Origin of the sequence: Ornithinibacillus salinisoli, from assembly GCF_042684965.1 — a bacterium.
GTDB lineage: Bacteria > Bacillota > Bacilli > Bacillales > Amphibacillaceae > Ornithinibacillus > Ornithinibacillus salinisoli.
In genome coordinates this window covers 21,514-44,870 of the sequence record NZ_JBHUMI010000018.1, presented here as the reverse complement: position 1 = coordinate 44,870, position 23,357 = coordinate 21,514, and the positions used below count along the sequence as shown (strand labels likewise).

The 23,357-nt window shown below is 36.8% G+C and carries 19 protein-coding genes; 2 read left to right on the top strand and 17 right to left on the bottom strand.

Annotation, left to right across the window (positions count from 1 at the left end):
• Positions 1-36: 36 nt before the first annotated feature.
• Entirely contained in the window at positions 37-699 is a 663-nt protein-coding gene (locus tag ACFSTA_RS16160; RefSeq protein ID WP_377557863.1) for a hypothetical protein, read from the bottom strand.
• Positions 700-1,581: 882 nt separating this feature from the next.
• Here ACFSTA_RS16160 and ACFSTA_RS16155 point away from each other — a divergent pair.
• Positions 1,582-2,010, top strand: coding sequence for a hypothetical protein (locus ACFSTA_RS16155; RefSeq protein WP_377557862.1), 429 nt, complete (start codon positions 1,582-1,584; stop codon positions 2,008-2,010).
• Between the two features lie 663 nt (positions 2,011-2,673).
• On the opposite strand, the gene rlmD is transcribed toward ACFSTA_RS16155, so the two are convergent.
• The gene (gene rlmD / locus ACFSTA_RS16150) at positions 2,674-4,059 is read right to left on the bottom strand and encodes a 23S rRNA (uracil(1939)-C(5))-methyltransferase RlmD (protein ID WP_377557861.1); all 1,386 of its coding nucleotides are present in this window, start codon (positions 4,057-4,059) and stop codon (positions 2,674-2,676) included.
• Between the two features lie 264 nt (positions 4,060-4,323).
• Between rlmD and ACFSTA_RS16145 the strand changes: the two genes are divergently transcribed.
• Positions 4,324-5,238, top strand: a complete 915-nt coding sequence (locus ACFSTA_RS16145) for a class I SAM-dependent methyltransferase (RefSeq protein WP_377557859.1) — start codon at positions 4,324-4,326, stop codon at positions 5,236-5,238.
• A 121-nt stretch (positions 5,239-5,359) separates the two neighbouring features.
• Here ACFSTA_RS16145 and ACFSTA_RS16140 read toward each other — a convergent pair whose 3' ends face one another.
• The 15 genes from ACFSTA_RS16140 to ACFSTA_RS16070 all read right to left on the bottom strand — a co-directional run bounded on the left by ACFSTA_RS16140 (position 5,360) and on the right by ACFSTA_RS16070 (position 23,316).
• The gene (locus ACFSTA_RS16140; RefSeq protein ID WP_377557858.1) at positions 5,360-6,268 is read right to left on the bottom strand and encodes a diacylglycerol kinase; all 909 of its coding nucleotides are present in this window, start codon (positions 6,266-6,268) and stop codon (positions 5,360-5,362) included.
• A gap of 169 nt (positions 6,269-6,437) precedes the next feature.
• Entirely contained in the window at positions 6,438-7,868 is a 1,431-nt protein-coding gene (gene gatB / locus ACFSTA_RS16135; protein WP_377557857.1) for an Asp-tRNA(Asn)/Glu-tRNA(Gln) amidotransferase subunit GatB, read from the bottom strand.
• Positions 7,868-9,334 (bottom strand): Asp-tRNA(Asn)/Glu-tRNA(Gln) amidotransferase subunit GatA, encoded by a 1,467-nt coding sequence (gene gatA / locus ACFSTA_RS16130; protein ID WP_377557856.1) that lies wholly within the window; start codon positions 9,332-9,334, stop codon positions 7,868-7,870. Before gatA ends, gatB begins: the two co-directional genes overlap by 1 nt.
• A gap of 104 nt (positions 9,335-9,438) precedes the next feature.
• Positions 9,439-9,732 carry an Asp-tRNA(Asn)/Glu-tRNA(Gln) amidotransferase subunit GatC gene (gene gatC, locus ACFSTA_RS16125; protein WP_377557855.1) on the bottom strand — a complete coding sequence of 98 codons (294 nt, stop codon included), beginning with the start codon at positions 9,730-9,732 and terminating at the stop codon, positions 9,439-9,441.
• A 207-nt stretch (positions 9,733-9,939) separates the two neighbouring features.
• The gene (gene putP / locus ACFSTA_RS16120) at positions 9,940-11,481 is read right to left on the bottom strand and encodes a sodium/proline symporter PutP (RefSeq protein WP_377557854.1); all 1,542 of its coding nucleotides are present in this window, start codon (positions 11,479-11,481) and stop codon (positions 9,940-9,942) included.
• A 3-nt stretch (positions 11,482-11,484) separates the two neighbouring features.
• On the bottom strand, positions 11,485-11,652 hold the full coding sequence (locus ACFSTA_RS16115) for a hypothetical protein (protein WP_377557853.1): 168 nt from the start codon (positions 11,650-11,652) through the stop codon (positions 11,485-11,487).
• A 261-nt stretch (positions 11,653-11,913) separates the two neighbouring features.
• The gene (locus ACFSTA_RS16110) at positions 11,914-12,060 is read right to left on the bottom strand and encodes a hypothetical protein (protein WP_377557852.1); all 147 of its coding nucleotides are present in this window, start codon (positions 12,058-12,060) and stop codon (positions 11,914-11,916) included.
• Between the two features lie 13 nt (positions 12,061-12,073).
• Entirely contained in the window at positions 12,074-13,339 is a 1,266-nt protein-coding gene (locus ACFSTA_RS16105; RefSeq protein WP_377557851.1) for a helix-turn-helix domain-containing protein, read from the bottom strand.
• Positions 13,340-13,617: 278 nt separating this feature from the next.
• Positions 13,618-15,168: an L-glutamate gamma-semialdehyde dehydrogenase gene (gene pruA, locus ACFSTA_RS16100; RefSeq protein ID WP_377557850.1), complete on the bottom strand. Its 1,551-nt coding sequence runs from the start codon at positions 15,166-15,168 to the stop codon at positions 13,618-13,620.
• 195 nt (positions 15,169-15,363) lie between these two features.
• Complete coding sequence (locus ACFSTA_RS16095) at positions 15,364-16,587, bottom strand: CamS family sex pheromone protein (protein ID WP_377557849.1); 1,224 nt, start codon at positions 16,585-16,587, stop codon at positions 15,364-15,366.
• 11 nt (positions 16,588-16,598) lie between these two features.
• The gene (gene ligA / locus ACFSTA_RS16090) at positions 16,599-18,605 is read right to left on the bottom strand and encodes an NAD-dependent DNA ligase LigA (RefSeq protein ID WP_377557848.1); all 2,007 of its coding nucleotides are present in this window, start codon (positions 18,603-18,605) and stop codon (positions 16,599-16,601) included.
• 12 nt (positions 18,606-18,617) lie between these two features.
• Complete coding sequence (gene pcrA / locus ACFSTA_RS16085) at positions 18,618-20,855, bottom strand: DNA helicase PcrA (protein ID WP_377557847.1); 2,238 nt, start codon at positions 20,853-20,855, stop codon at positions 18,618-18,620.
• 19 nt (positions 20,856-20,874) lie between these two features.
• Positions 20,875-21,564, bottom strand: coding sequence for a heptaprenylglyceryl phosphate synthase (locus tag ACFSTA_RS16080; protein ID WP_377557846.1), 690 nt, complete (start codon positions 21,562-21,564; stop codon positions 20,875-20,877).
• Positions 21,565-21,928: 364 nt separating this feature from the next.
• Positions 21,929-22,231, bottom strand: coding sequence for a YerC/YecD family TrpR-related protein (locus tag ACFSTA_RS16075; RefSeq protein WP_377557845.1), 303 nt, complete (start codon positions 22,229-22,231; stop codon positions 21,929-21,931).
• A 17-nt stretch (positions 22,232-22,248) separates the two neighbouring features.
• Positions 22,249-23,316 (bottom strand): DUF3048 domain-containing protein, encoded by a 1,068-nt coding sequence (locus ACFSTA_RS16070; protein ID WP_377557844.1) that lies wholly within the window; start codon positions 23,314-23,316, stop codon positions 22,249-22,251.
• Between the last annotated feature and the right edge of the window lie 41 nt (positions 23,317-23,357).

The following is a 23,357-nucleotide window of genomic DNA, read 5'->3' as shown; positions in this document are numbered from 1 at the left end:
TTATGGCATTTTCGTAAAATCAATAAAACGCTCTGATTAATGAATTTTCATTATATCAATTAGTTCTATGATTTCTTCATCGTCATTTGGGTCAACGTACACTAGCTCTGCATCTTCAATAATACCCTCTGTGTATTCTTTCATGAAGTCTTCATCTACATCAGCAGAGTCATTGCTATCCCAACGTAAAGGAACGTTGTATACATTAATCGTACCATCCCCATTACCACTATAAGTTACTGATCCATCTACTAAGCGAGAACCTGCTAACTGGATAACATCTTCAGGGTAAGTAGCGCTGGTGTCATCATTAGGATTGATTTGTTCGCCAGCTGGAATATGTCGAACATTCAATTCATCTAAATCTTGATTGGGTCCAAGTTGCAACCAAACTCGAGCATATTCAATTTCCGCAGCGGAATATTCCGACAATAAATCTTCTTCTGATGTATTATTTGAATCCTCGTTACTTGTTTCTTGAGAAGAAGTATCATTAGAATCGCCCGTTGCGGATTCTCCTGAACCTGTTGTGGACTTAGATTCATCTCCCTCCTCGTCTAGGTTGCTTTCATCTTCAGATTCTAAAGCAGAGTCATTCTCTGAAATATCTTTTTCTGACTCTTCGTTCGTGTCGTTTGCACATCCAACGAGCAATAGTAGAGCAACATTACAACAAAAAATCATAGTTATCTTCTTCATTCGATCATTCCTTTCTTTCAATTACAACATAGCATACTGAGGCCCCAGGTCAAGCTATTTGAAATTCAAACAATGCTAACCTTAATTCGCAAATGTTTATTTTACCTAGCAGTTTTATTTTTTAGTTAAACAATTTCTGTAGAGTTAAAATAAAGTTTACCTATAGAAACCCTATTTTTCCACTTTTTCGCATCAAAAATGACCGTTTTTTCACTTATTTTCCACCAGTTTTTTCACCTTTTTTTCCGTTTTAAAATAAAGTTCTCTCAATTTATTGCATATAGGAAACACGGACAACCCAAGACAGGACAAGGGATAATTATAAAAAAGACCCGGAAATCGGAAATGTTTATTTTGGTTAGGGCATGTTTAAATTAGTTAGACATAGTAGAAATAAGAGTCATTGAAAAAAGAAAATTACAAAGACTTGATTTCATGGGATCTTTACTACTTATGAAATATAGGATATATTGTATATTATCCCCTTTACCTTCATTTAAAAGTGAATTCCTATTTGACCTTAACTTTTCTGGTGTTGCATTAGGAATATTTATTACATTAATATTTCGTTGAAATAACATGCCATGATGAATGTCCACTATAAAGTCTTTCGAAACAAAATTAACACCATAATGACCAATAATAGGATGGTAAAATTCTTCAATGTTGAATGCTATAATAATAGTATAAGCAATGGGAATTAATAGGCGACGTTAACCGTTCCATCATCTGAACTAAAAATTGCGATGTAGCATGTAGATAAGGATAATTGATTCTCATCAAGCACATTAGGTAGGTTTTTTGAAGCAAAAATAGGAATACGATAACTTTTTGAAACTTATAAACATCATTCATCGTATTACTAATAAAGGGGGATTTCACATGAAAAAAGGCTTTATGATACTTATAGCAGTTCTATCCGCACTCATCATCACAGCTTGTAGCAACAGCGACGAATTATCGGGAAAAACGTTCGATGTTAGTGAGGGGGGATCACCCAACGATCCTGATAAATTTTATACTAAAATGAAATTAGAATTTTTAGATGAAAAAAAAGTAATCAATCATCATCTTCATGGCGAAGAAGGGACATATGAACTGAAAGATGACAAACTTATAATTCAGTTTGAAAATGAAAATGAGTCTTTAGAAATTGAATTCGCACTTGAAGAAAGCGATCTAGATTTTAGCGAGTATTCTGCAGAGATCAGTGATTCAAATTTCCAAATTGAAGATTCTGATCAAGTAAGCAAATACCAAAAATTCTACTTTGATTTACCACGTCGTAATGTTGAATTTATAGAAAGATAAAAAAGGATGAATAAAGAGTGACATTCACCAGTGTTTTGGTGAATGTCACTCTTTAAAATGATGAACTTATACCTTTGTGACTGTTAGTTCACAAGTTCTTTAATCTCTTTCAACTTTACCGTAATATTCAAAATTTTTATAACACACCTCTACTCTTTTATTTCTTATGATTTCTTTCTTCTACTATATGTATCTGTAACTTTGTTGGTATCTCCCCTAACTTCCTATTTACCCCTTCTCCCCCAAGACTTCATCCACTCATCTATGCCACAAGGCAATGGAACTTAGTTCTTCCCTAAATCACCTGATTACCCCTCTTTTTTTTCTGGGCTGTATAGAATATTCTGCCATTGTAACTAAGTTCTTCCCGGAATAGAAGGAAGAATATTGGAGAAAAGAGAACAAAAAAGACGTAAGAAGACATCGAACCGTATTGAACCAGAATAGGGTTATTATTGAGATAAAGCATGAATAGAATATTGAACAAACCCAGTATTGACAATGGGTAGAGTCCTAATTTATTTATGAAAAAACTATTGAAAAGATATTGATTGGTATTGAAAAAACCAAAAAAATCCCGGGTTCTTATTGAAGAAAACCCGAGAAATTATTGGATTAGACCCCGAAATCGGAAGTGTTTATTATGACTGAGAGAAGTTTGTTTTAGTTAGACAATTTCCTCTCCAACCAACAAACTGCCTCAACATGCATACTCTGTGGAAACATATCAACAGGCTGAACTTCCTTTGTCTCATATCCACCATCTTCTAAAATCCGTAAATCTCTTGCTAACGTAGATGGATTACAAGAAACATACACAATTCGCTTTGGTTCCATCTCTATCATCGCGTTTAGAAGACCTTCATCACAGCCCTTTCGTGGGGGATCAACGACAACCACATCTGGATGTAAACCTTCATCCTTCCACTTTGGCATAACCTTTTCCGCTTCTCCAACAGCAAATTCTACATTTGTAATACCATTGATTTTTGCATTAATCTTCGCATCATTAATTGCTTCTGGTACGATTTCCACACCATAAACTTTCTTTGCCTTCTGTGCCAAAAATAGGGAAATCGTACCAATCCCACAATACGCATCGATTACTGTGTCATGTTCACTTGTATTCGCATATTCCAACGCTTTATCATACAGCTTTCTCGTCTGTGGAGGGTTAATTTGATAAAATGACTTCGCTGAAATCGCAAAACGAATATTACCAATCGCATCGTAAATATATTCCTCGCCCCACAATACTGTCGTTTGTTCTCCCATAATTACATTCGTACGTCTAGTATTGACATTATGGACTACTGATTTTATATGAGGGTAAGTCTCTGTTAGTTCACGAATTAATTCGTCCTTATGTGGTAAATCTTTTGTCCGGGTAATCAACACAACCATTGCTTCCTTTGTTTCGTGGCCTGTCCGAACCATAATATGACGTAATACTCCGCGATGACTTTTCTCATCATAAGCTTTGATTCCAAGTCGATCTGCAATTCGCCGTACACCTTCCACAATCCGGTCATTGGCATCGTCCTGTACTACACAGGTATCCATGTCCTCAATAATTTGGTGACTTCTCATCTGATAAAATCCAGTAATCAACTCACCATTGTTTTCACCAACAGGAATAGCAACCTTATTTCGGTACCGCCACGGGTCCTCCATTCCGATCGTAGGATGAACGGGAACATGGTCCAAATGTGCAATTTTACGCATCACATTTTTCACTTGATTTTGTTTCATCGCAAGCTGCATCTTGTAGCTCATATGCTGAATCTGACACCCTCCACATTTATAGAACACATCACATGGTGGCTCCACACGATCAGGGCTTGGATTTTTGATTTCAAGCAATTTACCAAATCCAAACTTTTTATTGACTTTGACAACCTTTACCTTGGCTTCTTCTCCGGGGAGAGCATATGGTACAAATAAGGGAAAGCCATCTATTTTTCCAACGCCATTACCTTCATGCGTAAGATCCTCAAATGTCAAAGTAATGGTTTCATTTTTCTTTATTGGTGCCGTTTGTTTTGCCATTATGTATCTTCCTTTACGATCTAATATGTGTTCTTATCTTATCATAACTTACTGCAGGAATTCATATGAAACAAAGATATTACTATACTTCTCCACTTATTTGCCATCCTTATATTCGCGCACAATCAATTTAAATCCCAACAGACGTTTTAGTTGACAAAATAATTTATTTATGCTATAATTTACAGTTATGATATTGTTTTGTATAATAAGGTTCTCCTGGCCAGGGGAATCTTATTTTTATTTATATGGGAGGATAATTGTATGAACGATAATGAGTCCAGTTTAACTTCCTTAATATCAGCTTTTGGTCGAGCATACCACAGTAAATATGACACACCAAAAATTTTCGATGATTTTATTGCAAAAGATATAATTACCAAAAAAGAGTTTTTAGACATCAGTGAACATATGACTCAAGGAATACTGTTTTTTAACAAAGAAATTGCTCAAAGGTTTCAAGATGATCAAAAAGAAATTTTAAAATGGATTACACAAGTCCAGCTTTCTCCAACACCATTAGCGCGGGCAGCTTATTGCGAAAAAGTATTACTTCATGAAGTATTGTTAGGACTAAAACAGTATGTCATACTCGGAGCTGGGTTAGATACTTTTGGATTCCGACATCCAGAATTAAAAAACAGTATAGAAATATTCGAAATTGATTATCCAGCTACTCAACGATTCAAAAAGAAAAGGCTAGAACATGTCAATTATAACATTCCGGATAACCTTCATTTTGTGTCTATGGATTTCACCACTACGTTATCTTATCAAGATTTAATTAATGAAGGATTTGAAAACAAAAAGACTTTCTTTAGCCTTTTAGGCGTTTCTTATTATTTAACAAAAGAGGAAAATGCAAACTTGCTAACTAATTTATTCGCTAAAGTTCCATCTGGAAGTTCGATCGTTTTTGATTACTCAGACGAGAAACTTTTTGAAGAAACAGGAATTTCCAATAGAGTCGAAAATATGGTAAAAATGGCAGCAGCAAGCAGAGAACCAATGAAATCGTGTTTCACTTATGATGAAATGGAGAATATGTTAGATAAATCAGGGTTACTAATTTATGAACATTTATCACCCTCTGAGATACAAGATCTTTTCTTTCGTAACCGGACGGATTATTTATCTGCATTCGAAACAATTCATTATATCCACGCTGTAAAAAAATAATAGTTCAATTACGGCAGACTTACCTCTCGATTCCACTTAGAATTGAGAGGCTTTTTATTATTTTGTCTTATTCGGTAGTTGAGTTACAAGAATATGAAAGAAAAAGGAAGACTACTACGTTTTAGTAACCTTCCTTTTCCAAAAATGATTCTGGGATAAAAAATTCAATATGCTGCTGTAAATTGATAAATTCACCTGGTAACAAACCACCAAACTCACCATCAATATTTAATTGCATTTTATCATCTGGTTCTACTTTTATGTGTTTTGCTTTGGCGTAAATAACATGGTCATCATCTAGATGCGCCCCTCTTGATGCAAGAGTAACAATTCGAATGAATTCAGCTAGGTTTGTTTTTCTTAATATGATTAAGTCAAAATAACCATCATTCATCTTTGCATCGGGTGCTAATTTCTCAAAGCCACCAACCGAATTGGAATTGGAAACAAGAAATAACATGATATCTTCTTCTATGATATTGCCGTCATATTCGATTTTTGCTTGTACTGGTTTTAAAGAAGGTAGCATCTCAATACCCTTCATATAATATGCTAATTGACCGATCATCGTTTTTAATTTGCTAGGTACATCATATGTTAACTCTGTAAGTTTTCCTCCACCAGCAATATTAATAAAATATTGTTCATTCACTTTACCAATATCCAGTGAAGTAGAATGATCTTTTATAATAACATCTACTGCTTTTTGAATATCACGTGGGATTTGCAGAGCTCTTGCAAAATCATTTGTTGTACCAACTGGGATAACCCCAAACTTTGGTCGATATTCTTGCTCAGCTAGTCCGTTGATTACTTCATTAATCGTTCCATCTCCACCTGCTGCAATAACTACATCATATTTACGTTCGACAGCTGTTTTCGCTGCTTCGATTGCATCACCTTCACCTGTTGTAGCATGAGCAGATGCTTCATATCCTGCAATTTCAAGTTTTTCCAAAACAACAGGTAATTCTCTTTTAAACGCCTCACGACCAGACGTTGGATTATAAATGATTCGGGCCTTTTTCAATTTGTCCCCTCCCCATTGATAGCTTATTCAAGTAATTGCGTATATTATGTTGAAATTATCTTCTTTTAATATTACTCCGTCACTATCATAGCTCTTTTTTGATGAATTGAGAAGTAATTACCACTAATAAGGCTAGACTACAACAATAATAGTAGTCTAGCCTTCTATATTAGCGGTTATCCATTTCCTCAACTAAAATCTTATTAACCATTGGAGGATTAGCTTGACCCTTCGTTGCTTTCATTACTTGCCCAACTAAGAAACCAAGTGCGCGACCCTTGCCATTTTTGTAATCAATAACGGATTGTTCATTTTCATCTAATATCTTTCCAATGACTTCTTTTAGTTGTCCTTCATCGGAAATCTGTACAAGTCCTTTATCTTTTACAATTTGTTCTGGATCCCCGCCTTTTTCAACTAATTCGGCGAAAACTTTCTTTGCAATCTTGGATGAAATCGTTCCATCTTCAATCAGTTGAATCATTTTCCCTAAGGATTCTGGCGTAAGTGCTAGATCGCCTAACTCTTTATAATGCTTATTCATATAACCGGATACTTCACCCATTAACCAGTTCGATGCTTGCTTCATATCTGCACCATTTTGAATAGTATCCTCGAAAAAGTCACTCATTTCTTTAGAGCTAGTCAATACCTCAGCATCATACACAGGAAGTCCTAAGTCATCAATATAACGTTTCTTCCTAGCACCTGGAAGTTCTGGGATCTCGTTGCGAATTCGCTCTTTCCAAGCATCATCGATGTATAGTGGAACTAGATCTGGCTCAGGGAAATAACGATAATCATCGGAACCTTCCTTCACACGCATCAAAATTGTTTCTTTTGTTTTTTCATCATAACGGCGTGTTTCTTGTAGAATCTCTCCACCGGATAGTAATACTTTTTCTTGGCGTTTTTCTTCAAACTCTAGACCTTTTTGAACAAACGTAAAGGAATTCAAGTTCTTCAACTCGGCTTTCGTTCCAAATTCATCTTGTCCAATTGGTCGTAAAGAAATATTTGCATCACAACGCAAGGAACCTTCTTGCATTTTTACATCAGAGACTCCAGTATACTGGATAATCGTTTTAAGCTTTTCTAAGTATGCATATGCTTCTTCTGGTGAACGCATATCCGGTTCAGATACTATCTCAATCAAAGGTGTTCCTTGACGGTTAAAGTCAACTAGGGAATACCCATCATCACCATGAGTTAATTTACCCGCGTCCTCTTCTAGGTGTAAACGAGTAATTCCAATGCGTTTTTTCTTTCCGTTTACTTCAATTTCAATCCAACCATTTTCACCAATCGGCTGGTCAAACTGCGAAATTTGATACGCTTTCGGATTATCAGGATAGAAATAGTTTTTACGATCAAATTTCGTATGTGTTGCAATCTCACAATTAAGTGCCATCGCAGCTTTCATCGCAAAGTTAACCGCTTCTTCATTCAATACTGGTAAAACACCGGGATATCCTAAATCAATTGGGTTTACATTCGTATTCGGTTCTGACCCAAATGCGTTCGGGCTCGGACTAAAAATTTTCGATTGTGTTTTTAACTCAACATGGACCTCTAATCCAATAATTGTTTCGAAATTCATTATTTTGCACCTCCTAATTGAGGTTTTTTCGTATGATGATCTGTTGCTTGTTCAAATGCATGCGCGGTACGATATACCGTACTTTCATCAAAATGCTTCCCGATGATTTGCAAGCCAATTGGAAGCCCGTCATCTGATAAACCACATGGTACCGATATTCCTGGAACACCTGCCAAGTTAACTGGGATCGTTAAAATGTCGTTCGCATACATGGTTAGTGGATCATCAATTTTTTCTCCAACTTTAAACGCCGGTGTTGGTGTAGTTGGTCCAATAACAACATCATAATCTTCAAAGATTTTATCAAAATCATTTTTAATTAACGTGCGAACCTTTTGTGCTTTCTTGTAATATGCATCGTAGTAACCAGAGCTTAAAGCAAAAGTTCCTAGCATAATACGGCGCTTCACTTCTTCCCCAAAGCCTTCACTACGAGATTTTTTGAACATATCAATCATGTTATCCGCATTCTCAGTACGTACCCCGTAGCGCACACCATCAAAACGAGCAAGGTTTGCTGATGCTTCTGATGATGCTAATAAGTAATACGTAGCCACCGCATATTTAGAATGTGGTAGAGAAACCTCTTCCCAAGTTGCTCCAAGCGATTCATACACTTTCAATGCATTCATCACGGCTTCTTTTACTTCCGGATTAACACCTTCTGCTAGGTATTCTTTAGGAACAGCAATTTTGAGATCCTTCACATCGCCAGTTAATGCTTTCGTGTATTCTGGTATATCAACATTAGCACTCGTCGAATCCATGCTGTCATGTCCTGCGATCACTTCAAGTACGCGAGCATTATCCTCTACTGTACGTGTCAATGGACCAATTTGATCTAAAGAAGAAGCAAATGCTACTAATCCGAAACGCGAAACTAGTCCATATGTAGGTTTCAATCCAACAACACCACAAAATGCTGCTGGCTGACGGATTGACCCACCTGTGTCTGACCCTAATGCAAACAACACTTCTCCTGCAGCAACTGATGCTGCTGAACCACCACTTGATCCCCCAGGAACATAATCGGTGTTCCACGGATTACGTGTTGGTGTGAAGCTTGAGTTTTCATTGGAAGATCCCATCGCAAATTCATCCATATTTAGCTTACCGATTGTAACAGTTTTTTCTGCACGCAATTTCTCAACAACCGTTGCATTATATAACGGGTCATCAAAATTACGTAAGAATTGACTACCACAAGTTGTACGCAATGCTTTCGTTACGATGTTATCTTTAATACCACTTGGGATACCAAACAATTTCGTGTTGTTATCCGGATCTTGATCCAATTCCTTTGCTTTTGCACGTGCATTTTCTTCATCAAGTGTTAAAAATGCATGTACTTGATCATCCACTTCTTTAATTCGGTTATAAGAAGCTTCTACAAGATCTTCAACAGTTATTTCCTTATTATGTAATTTCTCTTCAATTTCTTTAATACTATGATCAAATAACGACATAATGGGGAACCCTCCTCCTTAATCTTAGGAAACTTGGTTTCGCCAACCTTTTACAGCGAAAGCCTCAGTTGCTCTTATGCAGAATTGCAAAGTGTAACGCTTACCTATTCTGCTAAAATTGACGGCACCCGATATTGACCATTTTGTTGATCCGGGGCATTTTTTATAGCTTCTTCCTTCGTAATCCATTTCTTCGGCTCGTCTTTACGCATCACATTTTTTAAATCAAGTACGTGAGTTGTAGGTTCCACACCTTCTGTATCTAACTCATTTAATTGTTCTGCAAAGGTAATGATTGAGCTTAGTTGCTCCGTAAACATTTCTGCTTCCTGCTCAGATACTTCTAGTCGTGCTAGGTTTGCGACATGCTTCACTTGTTCCTTTGAAATTTCAGCCAATTAGTGCACCTCCAAGATTCTTCTATTTCATATACTAAATTATTGTATTATCCTACTAAATTTAACCATAAAAAAAACTGCTACAATACTATTGATAATAGCAGAAATGACGGTGGATAAGCAAGGAATCAACAAATTTATCCATTATGTATGATAAAAAGTCACCTCTCCTTATTTGGAGAAGTGACTTTCATTTACAGGTTTATTTTACTCGTTTAATTTAGCTACTGTTTCATCGTATTCTGCTTCCATCTCAGGTAAAGGCTTCCCTAATAAACTTATAATAATTGTAACGATTAAGTTAAGCACAAAACCAGGTACGATTTCATATAAGTCGAAAATTCCGCCTTCTAAGAAATTACCCCAAACAACAACTGTAACAGCACCAGCGATAATACCTGCTAACGCTCCGTTTCGAGTAACACGTTTCCAGAATAACGCTAAAATAATCGTTGGTCCAAATGCTGCACCGAATCCTGCCCATGCATAACTGACAAGTTCAAGAACAGATGCTTCTGGATCCATTGCAATGATTGCTGCAACAAGCGCAATTGCAATCGTTGCAATTCTACCAACCCAAACTAATTCTTTATCTGTAGCTTTTTTACGGAAAATAGCTTTATAGAAATCCTCCGCAACTGCTGAAGATGATACGAGTAATTGGGAATCAATTGTACTCATGATAGCTGATAGAATAGCAGCTAATAGAATACCCGCAATTACTGGGTGGAATAGTAGCTGTGAAAAAGCAATAAAGATTACTTCTGAGTTATCAAGTAACTGAACGCCATTTTCAGAAACTACCTCTATACCAATATTACTTAAAATAGCAACATCTTGCGTACTAATGAATGCCAACCCAACAAATCCGGTAAATAATGCTCCATATAACCCGAGAATCATCCAAGTCATACCAACAAATCTAGCTTTTGGAACATCTTTAGGAGATCGTAACGCCATAAATCTTACGATGATATGTGGTTGGCCAAAATAACCAAGTCCCCAAGCTGCACCGGATATGATCGCTATTGCTCCAGCAAACGTACCTAAACCTGCCATCATATCTAAGTGTTCTGGGTTAATTGCACCAACTGCATCAACTGCTGCATCCCATCCACCAAGTTCGTTAAGTGCAACGATCGGCACAACGATTAATGCAACTAACATCAATATACCTTGGAAAAAGTCAGTCCATACTACTGCTAGAAATCCGCCAAGGAATGTGTAAGAAACTACTACGATAGCACCTATCCATAGTGCAGATTGATAAGAGAATCCAAAGGAAGCCTCAAATAATGTTGCCCCAGCAACCATACCTGAAGAAGTATAGAAGGTGAAAAATAGTAATATAACTAGCGCAGAAATAACTCGTAGGACGTGCGAATTATCTTTAAATCTATTTTCCAAAAAGTCCGGTATTGTAATGGAGTTATTGGATACTTCTGTATATATGCGTAATCTTTTTGCAACAAATTGCCAGTTTAAGTATGCACCAACCGCCAATCCTATTGCCATCCATCCTCCATATGCTCCACCGAATCCAGATGCATATACAGCACCAGGTAGACCAAGTAGTAACCAACCACTCATATCCGATGCACCAGCACTTAATGCTGCAACACTTGGACGGAGTGTACGTCCACCTAATACATAATCAGATAAGTTATTCGTCCTGTAATACATGACAAGACCAATAACAAGCATTCCTATTAAATATACTATAAATGTAATTAATACTGTTTGATCCATTTGTTAATTCCCCCTTTTTGTAAACAATGAAACAGCTGACAGTAAAATTAATATTGGCATTGGTACTAACAACCAGAACCATGTAGCACCTGTTAACGCAAATTCTTCCATAACTGATCCCCTTTCTTTGTTGATTTCTGCCCCATCAAACCGTAAAAGCGAATTAGTCATATTTCTCTCTTTACATGAAATTTTTATAATATTTAAAATTCGCCCCCACTTTTACTATGATAACATAACCACTTTAAAATTCTACCTATATCGAGGGTTATATGAAAATTCTTGTAAAAAAAGTTTATTTATGGTATATTATTATGTTATTCAAAAAAAATAAAAAAAAGCCCTGGAATAGTTTCCACGCTATCCCAGGAAAATCTATCATATATAAGTAATAGGGTAAAAAAAATTGGATTACTGACAAGCTTACATTAATTAAAACTGAAAATTAGTTTTGCTAATTGATAAGATACTAGGTTCTACTTCTCCAGTTGCTACATCTGTTGGTAGATTTTCTTGAGAGAATAAAAATCCACCTACAAGAAGCGTACCCAGTGCTAAAGCTGCAATCATTTTTTTCACAATCTCCCCTCCTTTATATATTTACTACTTCCTCATATGTGAGGTTAGCAAGTTTATAGTATTTAACGGAGTCTTTATAACGCCCTTGGAGTTCTAGGTGTCTAGCTAGCATATTAGAATACACTATTAAGTTAGCGTAATCTTTTTGCTTTCTAAGGTACGGTATAAAATCCTCCATAACTAACGATGTGAATTTTTCATTTTCTTCATTAATTGCATAAGTGAATGTGTGAATTATGTAGTAATATAACTCATAAAAGAGACTGTTTTCAGCTAATTGTAATAACTTATTAGCTTTTTCAATATTATTAATAGCCTCATTAAAGTTATGGATCTTATAGTGTTCTTTTATTAAATTTGTAATAGCACTAAGTCTTTCACTTATTTGAACTTCATCATCTTCTACAACTTCAACAAAAAATTTTATAGCTTCCTTTGAATCTCCAATTGCAGAATATAAATATCCCAAATTTTGATTTGTTTGTTGAATTACTTGTTTACTATTATTTAAGTCACCTAAGTGTCTAGCTAAATTATAGTGTTTAATAGACTTTTCATACATTTTTATTCTACGATATGCAATCCCCAGAACAATATGACACTGTGCACATCGTACAAAATTATACTCACGCTGAAACACATCAATTGCCTTATTAGCATATTCAATTGTTTCTAATGTATTTCTAAGTTTACTGTGGGTTACTGATATTGTATATTGCAAATCAGCTAATTGATTCTGTGATATCTGAATTTGATTGAGCTTTTCTTCAGATAATTTATACATTCGCATAGCCTGAGAGAATTCACCATTAAGTGAACTAAAATTCCCCTTAAACTTATACCAATAAAACAAATGCAAACTATCAAACGATCCAGAAACCTCATTCAACTTATTAATCTGTTCCAATGCATTAGCGTACTCTCCTAAAATAAGAAAATATCTTATTTTATGAATCTCAAACATCATTAAGCTATCAGAACGGACTATTGCTAGTAATTCACTTAGTTCATTATATGCTTCTACAATTTCATTCTTGTCATTGACCTCAAAAAGCATATTGAACCAGTTCTCACACTTTTCCTTAATTGTGATGTCTTTTTCGCTATCTAACTCAATACCAAGTCGTGTACATAACATACTTATGACTTCCGGACTTGCTTCTGTACGCTGGTTTTCAATTTTTGACAAATAGGACATAGAAACAATTCCATCAGCTAAATCTTCTTGGGTCATCCCTTGTTTAACGCGCTGTAATTTGATAAAGGAACCAATTTCCATCATTATTCCTCCCGCTCGTTTCTATTACTATTTGCTTAGTTATATAATAACATATATTTAGAATTTTCATATTGGGAAAGTTGTAGTGCGAAAGTACCCTTTAACCCTATAAAAACTTTCCTACTTTCCTAATTTGAGGAAAGTAGGAAAGTTTTTGTTGAAAATACTAGAAAAATATATATATTATGCTATACATACAAAAAGATCCTACTATTTTTTCCTAACTTTCATAAAAAGAAAAACCCCTTCCGAAGAAGAGGTCATAAACTACTATAACATTAGAACATTTCAGATGTAGTTTTACCTTGCATATGTTGGATTAGATAGTCTGGTCCACCTGCTTTGGAGTCTGTACCTGACATATTGAAACCACCAAATGGTTGATAACCAACAATTGCTGCTGTACATCCACGGTTAAAGTACAGGTTTCCTACATGGAAATCTCTACGTGCTTGTTCTAAATGTGAACGGTTATTAGTGATGACCGCCCCTGTTAAACCGTATTCTGTGTTATTCGCAATTTCGATGGCATGGTCAAAATCTTTTGCTTTCGTTAAACCAACAACTGGTCCAAAGATTTCTTCCTGCATAATACGTGCATTCGGGTCAAGATCACCGAATACAGTTGGGTTAATAAACCAACCAGTTGAATCGTCACCAGTTCCACCTGCAAGAAGTTCGCCTTCATTTTTACCGATTTCAATATAACTCATGATTTTATCATATGCACCTTGATCAATAACAGGTCCCATGAAATGAGAATTATCATATGGATTACCTGCTGATAATTCATTCGTCAATTCAACAACACGGTCTTTTACTTGATCATATACATCTTCATGGATTACAGCACGCGAACATGCAGAACATTTTTGTCCTGAGAAGCCAAATGCTGATTGAACGATAGATTGAGCAGCCAATTCTAAGTCTGATTCATTATCGACTACAATCGTATCTTTACCACCCATTTCAATGATCGTACGTTTTAGCCATTTTTGACCTTCGTGTACAACAGCTGCACGTTCAAAAATACGTGTACCAACTTCACGAGATCCTGTAAAGCTTACAAAGCGTGTCCGTGGGTGATCCACTAAGTAATCTCCAACTTCGCTTCCTGAACCAGGGATGTAGTTAACTACTCCTGCTGGAAGGCCAGCTTCTTCTAATACTTCCATAAATTTATAAGCAATAACTGGTGTTGAACTTGCTGGTTTTAGTAATACAGTATTACCAGTAACCATTGCAGCTGCAGTTGTACCAGCCATGATTGCAAATAGGAAATTCCATGGTGAAATAACTAGTCCAACACCAAGAGGTATATAATTAAATTGGTTATACTCAATTGGGCGGCTATTTATTTCGACACCGTCTTTAATTTTAAGCATTTGACGACCATAATACTCAAAGAAATCTATCGCTTCAGCAGTATCTGCGTCTGCTTCTTTCCAAGGTTTACCTGCTTCTTTTACTAAGTGAGCAGAGAATTCATGCTTGCGACGTCTTACGATTGCGGCAGCACGGAATAAGATATCAGCGCGGAACTTAGGATCTGATTTTCTCCATAATGTTTCAAACGTTTCATCCGCTACTTGCATAGCTTTTTCAGCAAGTTCTTTATTTGCTTTCGATACATGCCCAACTACTTCATTCTTGTTTGCTGGATTTACCGAAACAATTTTATCTTCAGTTGTAACTCTTTCTCCACCAATAATAAGCGGATATTCTTTCCCAAGATCTGCTTCTACCTTTTGTAAGGCATCGAGCATTAATTGTTTGTTCTCTTCCACAGTAAAGTCAGTGAATGGTTCATGCTTGTATGGTACTACCATGAAAAAACCTCCTTAAAATTATCCAATTTATTCCATGTATCCGTTTTAACTTTTCGAATAGGCAAATAATCCTACTTTGCACTATTTAATCGTTAAAATTTTATAAAATCTTTTCATAAAAAAACGGAGTGGAATACATCCACCCCCTATTCTAACTGAAATATATAAAGTGTTCAAACAATCTAGGTTTACATTTTAATGAAAAATATGGACAGTCGGGTCATTTTGGCCAGCTTCTCTATAAATTACCGCTTCTGTCTGATGACTTGAACTAATTTTCACTTCCAAATCGTAGTAATCTGGAAACATTTCTTTCACAAGTGAATAAGCATATTGAGCAAATCCCAATATCTCTCCCTTTCCATAAAACTCAATCGGGACTTCAAGCGTCATTCGTTGTAGTTCGTCATTCACATAAAATCCTTCCCCAATAACACCTACATAGTTCGGAAAGAATTGTGCAATATCATCTCCAAAGCTTTTGACAATTTGAGCATCATCATAATACTTCTTGTCTGCTTCATCGGATGGATAAAGCACGTAGTCTTCATTAATATTATTCCAATCACCAATCGTTCTATTTCCTTCTGAAACCAATGTCTTTGCAACAAAGTTCCCCGGAGTAGAAGAACCCTGAGCTTCTTCACGATATAACGCAATCATAATGGGTACATTCTCCAACCCTTCCATTTCACGGAGGCGTTCTAATACGGTTTGTGCAATCTCTTGACCTTGTTTGAGCATCTTACTTTCTGATATTTCTTTATAGTAGTACGGCCCACCGACTTCTGTTTGGTAACGATATACTGACTTTAAAGCAAGGCCGATTGAAACACCAACTAATTCTACCGTATTATCTTCTTTTTTTCGCAAAAAGTTTTGCTCGAGGATATGTGATAAATACCTTGGGTTATCTTCCTGTTCATCTTTACTGTCTTCGTCTTCAATCGGTGGATTTAAACCTCTCGTAAATTGATCACGAATTCTTTCTTCATTAACTGTCATCTGGGCATTTTGAAGTCTTTTTATTTCTGCTTGAACTTGTGCCTCCAATTGCTCATCTGTCAAGTTTCTTCCAAGCCATGTATAAACCGTATCATCGGTTAAATATTGTCCCTCTTCAAAATAATACTTCTCTGGATCAAAAAATTCTTTCGAGTGTCTTCGTAATCCTTCTTCCATTTCATCAATATCCAGCCGGTTTGCTAGCTGATTGACAATAACACCTCTCGCTTCACTCGTACGATATGGAAGAATCATACGGTAATTTTCATCTGAAAGACTATAACTGGGCACAATTGATGGTTGTCCTTTTGACTCTTCATCATTTTGCAACACTTCATCTTTTTCGTTAAAATTTGGTGTGCAGCTCGTTAATAGTAGGAGGGTGCATATTAACCCGATACTTATTCTTCTCATGCTCTCACCCCTTATTTCCCCAATATTTCTACTAGTTTTTCTTCATCCCATATCGTAATTCCGAGCTTAACTGCTTTATCATACTTCGACCCAGCGTCTTCACCAGCAACTAAGATATCTGTCTTCTTACTCACACTTCCAGTTACAGAGCCACCTAATGCCTCTATTTTTTCTTTTGCCTCATTGCGTGTAAATGTCTCCATTTTACCTGTAAGGACAACTGTTTTATCGGCAAACACACTTGATTCATTGGCAACACCGGAGCGTTTTGGTCCTGTATATGCCATATTAACGTTCAAATCTTTTAACTCATTTAGTAAGGCGATTACTTTCTCTTCAGCAAAGTATTGTACGACTGCATCGGCCATTTTGTCGCCAATTTCATCTATTGCAATAAGCTCCTCATAGGACGCCTGCTGAAGATTATCCATCGTTTCAAATTCTGATGCCAATGTTTTCGCCGCTTTTGATCCAATAAAACGAATTCCTAGACCAAACAGTAGTCTTTCTAGAGAATTTTGTTTCGATACTTCAATAGCTTGTAGTAGATTATCCACTGATTTTTCGCCCATACGCTCTAGCTTTAGTAGTTCTTCTCGTTCTAGGCGATAGATGTCGGCGATTGTATGAATTAGTTTTTCTCGGAATAGCTGGTTGATTACCTTTTCTCCAAGACCATCGATATTCATCGCATTTCGTGATACAAAATGAATTAACCCTTCCTGTAATTGCGCAGGGCAATTGGGATTAATACAACGTAATGCAACTTCTTCCTCTAGCCTAACAAGTTCACTTCCACATGCAGGACACTCCTCTGGCATGTAGAATACTTCTTCGTCTCCGGAACGCTTTTCTGTAATCACACGAACAACTTCTGGAATAATATCTCCAGCTTTTTTTATTACAACGGTATCCCCTATTCGAATATCCTTAGCACGAATTAAGTCTTCATTATGTAGGGAAGCCCGTTGAACCGTCGTTCCAGCTACCTTAACTGGCTCTAAAATTGCCGTAGGTGTGATAACCCCTGTCCTTCCTACACTTAATTCAATATCTTTTAAAGTCGTAATAACTTCTTCTGCAGGGAATTTATAGGCTATTGCCCAGCGTGGGCTCTTTGCAGTGAAGCCTAAGTCCTCCTGTGTTTCTAAATCATCTATTTTAATAACAATACCATCTATTTCATAGCTCAGATTTGGTCGTTCGTTTGTCCAGTATTCTACAAACGCTAAAACCTCTTCAATCGTATCACATTTTTTCCACTCTGGATTCGTTTTAAATCCGAGTTCTTTCATATATTTCAATCGCTCACTATGAGAAGCTAATGGATCTGCTTCCCATTGACCGACGCCATATAAAAAGACGTCAAGATTTCGTGACGCTGCAATTTTTGGGTCAAGCTGTCGCAATGAACCAGCGGCAGCATTTCTTGGATTAGCAAAAGGCTCTTCCTCATTCGCTTCTTTTGCTTCATTTAAAGCTAGGAAAGACTTGTGTGGCATATATGCTTCCCCGCGCACTTCAATCTTTTCGTTTTCTTTAATAGACAAAGGGATACTTCTAATGGTTCGAAGGTTACTCGTAATATCCTCACCAGTCGTACCATCACCACGAGTTGCGCCGCGAACAAACTGTCCGTTTTCATAGGTTAATGATATTGCCAGACCATCAATTTTTAATTCACAAACAAAAGATAGCGGTTTGTCGGTTCCCTGACTAGCACGGCGAGCAAAGTCACGTAAATCCTGCTCATTAAATGCATTGGATAAGCTTAGCATTGGCACAGTATGTTGCACTTTTTGGAAGCCTTCCAGCGGCTCTCCACCTATACGTTGTGTAGGTGAGTCCGCTGTAATGAGTTCAGGAAAATTCTCTTCCAAGCTTCTTAGTTCTTGCAGTTTTTGGTCATACTCAGCATCCGGAACAGACGGCCGATCAAGAACATAATACTCATGTGCATATCGATTTAATATTTCTTTTAGTCCATTTATTTTTTCTTGTGCTTGATTTTTATCCACCCTAAGCACTCCTTATTCTTTCGTAATTGGTGCAAACTTAGCTAATAGTCGTTTAATGCCAGTTGGGGCTGGAAAAGCAACATCTAATTCCATCGCTTCTCCTTCACCTTGAACTTTTACAACTGTACCTACGCCCCATTTTTTATGAACTGCTTTATCTCCAGGCTGCCACGTTTGATCCTCCGCACCAGTCGTTTTTTGCATTCTTTCTGCTTTTCGCTTCAATGGAGCAGGCTGCGGTTGTTTCGCTCGAGTGCTTGGTTGTCCAAAAGGTGAGGACCCAAACATAGTTGTCTTTGCCTGTTCAATTCCTTCAATTAATTCTTCAGGAATTTCATTTATAAATCGACTAATCGGATTCATATTTGTTCGACCGTATAACGTACGCATTTTTGCGTGTGTCAAATAAAGCTGTTGTTCAGCACGCGTAATACCCACATACGCAAGTCTGCGCTCTTCTTCCATTTCCTCTTCATCCATCAATGAACGACTATGTGGAAAAACATTTTCTTCCATTCCGATTAGGAAAACGACAGGGAACTCCAACCCTTTTGCAGCATGTAGCGTCATAAGCGTTACTTTTTCTTCGTTATCAGGATCTTCCTCATCCACTTTATCGATATCAGCAATCAATGCTAAGTCAGTTAAAAAGGCGATTAATGTCTTATCTTCGCTTGTTTTTTCAAATTCCTGTGTTACAGTCATAAACTCTTCTATGTTCTCCAAACGACTCTGTGCTTCAATAGTCCGTTCGTTCTTTAGCATTTGTTCATAGCCTGTTTTTTCCAGTACAGCTTCCACCATATCTGTTGCCGTTAGGAACTCTTGTTGTTGAGATAATGTTTTAATTAAATTCCCAAATTCGTCTAACGCATTAGCTGCTTTTTTCGATACGCCTGTGAAATCAACCACTTCAACAGCTTGGTAAAAGGAAAGGTCATTCGCTGCTGCATATGCTCGTAGCTTATCAACAGAAGTTTTTCCAATTCCACGTTTTGGTTCATTCACCACACGCTCGAAGCTCAAGTCATCTTCCGGATTCGTTATTAAGCGTAGGTAGGCAACCATGTCTTTAATCTCTTTCCGATCGTAGAACTTGGTTCCTCCCACCATTTGATAGGAAATATTCGATTTCATTAACGTATCCTCAATCGCACGAGACTGTGCATTGGTACGATATAAAATAGCGATATCCCCAGCTGAAAATCCTTCTTCTCTTGCAAGCTCCTGAATTTTATCGGTTATATAGAGGGCTTCATCCTGCTCGGTAGCTCCTTGATAGTAGGTAATCTTTTTCCCATCAGGATTTTCAGTCCACAGTTTTTTTGGCTTGCGGCCAGGATTGTTTTGAATAACTTTATTCGCAGCATCTAGAATGGATTTTGTTGATCGATAATTTTGTTCCAAGAATACCGTTTTTGCTGTCGGATAATCTTTTTCAAATGATAAGATATTACTAATGTCTGCACCACGCCAGCGGTAGATCGACTGATCCGAGTCACCGACCACACATAAATTTTGAAATCGACTTGCCAACTGCTTTACTAAATAGTATTGGGCATGGTTCGTATCCTGATACTCATCTACATGAATATATTGGAACCTTCGTTGATAATATTCTAATACCTCTGGAACTCGTTGGAATAAGTGAATGGTTTGCATAATTAAGTCATCAAAGTCTAATGATTGGTTTTTTTGAATACGTTTTTGATACTCTGTATACACTTGCGATACTTGTCTACTATAAAAATCTCCCACATTTTCACTAAACTTCTTCGGAGTTATAAGTTCATTTTTCGCCGCACTAATTTGACCCAGCATTGCACGCGGGTCAAATTTTTTCGGATCAATATTTAAGTCTTTCAATATTTGTTTAATAACGGATAACTGGTCACTACTATCTAAAATAGTAAAATTACTGTTATACCCAATTCTATCAATATCTCTTCTTAATATACGTACACACATGGAGTGAAAGGTAGACACCCACATATATGCCCCTTCTGGACCCACTAGTTTACTTACACGTTCCTTCATTTCTCGTGCTGCTTTATTCGTAAAGGTTATCGCTAATATACTACGAGGTGAAACTTCCTTCTCCCCCATTAAATAGGCAATTCGATGAGTTAAGACACGAGTTTTTCCGCTTCCCGCACCGGCCATAATTAATAATGGTCCTTCTGTATGTTTAACAGCTTCTTGCTGCTCCTTATTCAATCCTTTTATTAAGTCATCCATCGTTTGACTCATGTAAAACACCATCCTAAAATCATTTATCTTTTACCGCTTTTACCGTTTTTAGCGCTTTTTTAATATCGGTATAAATGCTATTCCCTACAATAATAACATCTGCATGTTCTTTCATTTCGCTTGCTTGGAAACTATTTTCAATTCCACCACCGTAAAACAAAACAGTATCATTAAGCTCTTGTTTCACTTTTCTCACAAGCTCCGGGTCTCCGTACGTCCCACTATACTCTAAATAGAAAATCGGCAAGTGAAAGACATGCTCTGCCATATACGCATAGGCGATAACATCCTCGTCACTCGGAAGTTGGCAATTTGTCTTTTGGAATGCTTTTGCCTCTTCATTAACGATACAATAACCTTCAATAGATATTTCATTCCAATCCATAATATCCTTGAATTCTTTGATCGCTTCGTGTTGAACACCCATTACCCATTTTTTCTCCGTACTGTTCATCACCATCGGAATATAGTAGTAGTCAAATCCTGGGGTAATGGCATCCATATCAGATATCTCCAAAATACATGGAACGGTGTAACGACGGATACGTGATAATAAATCTAATACACCATCTAAAGTTATATTATCTGTCCCACCAACGATGACAGCATCTGTACCTGATTCACAAATTTTCTCTAGGTCTTCATCTGATATTTCTTTAGCAGGATCTAATTTAAATATGTGCTTCCATTCTTTATAATTCGTATACAAGGTTTTAAACCTCCAATATTATAATCCATTAGTCTATTATAGCAAAAATTGATATATGAATTTAGTCATTTGAATGAAATTTTTATAAAGAATGATTAATGGGGTAAGGTGCTTCGAAGTTTGTGTCCGTCGAGCCTTCTGATCGTGGCAATGTGTCCGATATTTCCGCTCTTGTGTCCGATGTTCTCGCTTATGCGTCCGATGTTCTCGCTTATGTGTCCGATGTTCTCGCTTATGTGTCCGATGTTCTCACTTATGTGTCCGATGTCTTGATTAGAAACTGATGTTCATCCTGCTATTTCTGATATTCGCATATTTTATATATAAGAAAAACCGCCACCAACAAACAGGAGGCGGCTTAAAATTATTTTACTTCTGTATCCGACATTCTCTCCAGAACACTTTTATATCCATCACTACCATAATTGATACATCTTCTTACTCGTGATATTGTTGCCGTTGATGCTTTTGTTTCTTTTTCAATCACACTATACGTATAGCCTTCGGTTAACATTTTCGCAACATGTAATCGTTGAGACAGTGATTGAATCTCTCCCATCGTTGCAATGTCATCAAAAAAACGGTAGCATTCTTCGCGATCTTTTAATGAGAGTATGGCATCAAATAATTGGTCTAACTGTTTTCCCCGTAATTTATCAATTTGCATACTAATCCTCCTGCTCCCTAATCATTCGTTATAATAACTGATTGGTTCATACCTGGATTAGTTGGTACCACATTAACCCATGTTTTACCTGGAACAAAGCCAATTGGTTCACCATCTTTAACAGGTATCAGTTTCCCATCTCTATTTTCCCATTCTACTTGCTGTATTTTCCCTTTTTGAAGTAAATATGCATTACCACCCGATTGTAAATCAACTTCGCGTCGTCCAGCATCATCAATTACTTCATGAGGTGTTTCTACAATAAATATATTATCTAATTGAATTGGTTCTTCTGTTTCTAATTCAACTGTCTGTTCATGATCATTATAGCGTGAATATTTTTCTGTTACAGGATCGTATTCGTACTCCACCAGATTCATTGGATTGGTGTAGTAAGTGATAGCAACATGACCTGCAGCTTCACCGGAAATCTCCGATACTTCCTCTTCACTTAGAAACGGTAAGGAATCATAATCTCCTGTTACATCATACCCCTTTTCTTCTGCTACTTCGTAAACGGAGTTAAACAGTAAATAAGAATTATGTGGCGCTACCCGAAAATCCTCTCGCTTGAATAAGTGACCATCATTATCATAAATGGAACCATTTAAAAAGTTAATGCCACGATTGACGATCATTTCATCAACAAACTTCGCTGCACCGTGGTACACATATAAAGCACCGTAGCGATTAGCTAAATCAAAGTAATATTCACGTGCACTTCGAACAGGTCCAACTACTTCTGGTTGTTCACTATGGAATAGAGCTAAGAAACGAGTTATAGATCCTTCTGCTAAAATTTCAAAGACAATATCTGCTTGTGATAATCCAGTTTGTGGCCTAGCTTTTGAATGGTTATTTACCATAACACCAACAACTCGATTATCAATATCTTCATTTGTACCGATTCCTGTTAATGGGTAAACATGTTCAAATTCAGTTTCTTCTGGCTCTTCTTCCTCAACTGGTTCCTCTTCCGGTTCTTCCTCCATATTTTCTTCGTCATTTTCTTTTGCTTGCTCAACATCTTCTGAACAAGCTACAAGCAATATACTAAAGAGCAACATAAACAATAACTTTCTCAATTTCTCCCAACACCTTTATTAGATTCTAGTAAGGAAGGTTA